The sequence below is a fragment of the Shewanella sp. MBTL60-007 genome, from assembly GCF_019654915.1.
Taxonomy (GTDB): Bacteria; Pseudomonadota; Gammaproteobacteria; order Enterobacterales; family Shewanellaceae; genus Shewanella.
In genome coordinates this window covers 1-694 of the sequence record NZ_BPET01000167.1, presented here as the reverse complement: position 1 = coordinate 694, position 694 = coordinate 1, and the positions used below count along the sequence as shown (strand labels likewise).

Sequence of the window (694 nt, the reverse complement as noted above, 5' to 3'; positions counted from 1 at the left end):
GATATGACCGTATTCTTTGGAGATCTTCTCGTGTGGTACGGCAACAATCTTGGCATCTTCACCTGACTCGTCGGTCATTTTCAGTACGCCAACTGGACGACAACGGATAACGCTGCCTGGCTGCAGTGGGTACTGAGTAGGAACCAGTACGTCTACCGGATCACCATCCAGGCTCAGAGTTTGGTTCACATAGCCGTAGTTGCAAGGATAGAACATAGGCGCAGTCATCATGCGATCCACAAACAAGGCACCTGTGTCCTTGTCCACTTCATACTTGATAGGGTCGTGGTTTTGTGGGATTTCGATGATCACGTAGATGTCATCTGGCAGGGATTTGCCCGCAGGCACTGCATTTAAGCTCATGGAAGTATCCTTAGACTGTGTATAAATCTATTTCAGGTCCGGCCTGAAGTTCAGTGTGGCGCGTATTATAGCGCGATTTGACGGCTTGCCAATGAAAGGCCGCAGTCTTAAGACTAATTGCCAACAGTTCATCCCAGGCTATCTGTCTCAGGCCTTGAATTGTACCGTCAATTCAGGGCTGCCGACCCCGGCAGCCCCAAGCGGCGTTTAGAGTTCAGGCTCGCCGCTGTAATCCTGCTGATGGTACTCGAGGCAGGCATCGACTTCATTGGCCGAGCCCACGAGACTCCTGAGCATCTCGTATGCCGTCTTCTGCTTGAAAAAAAAAAAA

1 protein-coding gene is annotated in these 694 nt (G+C 50.6%); it reads right to left on the bottom strand.

Features of this window, described 5'->3' with window-relative positions; all coding sequences use genetic code 11:
* Positions 1–363, bottom strand: a 363-nt coding sequence (ppa, locus tag K5Q92_RS23870) for an inorganic diphosphatase (protein WP_220771258.1), incomplete at its 3' end; no start/stop codon positions are given.
* Between the last annotated feature and the right edge of the window lie 331 nt (positions 364–694).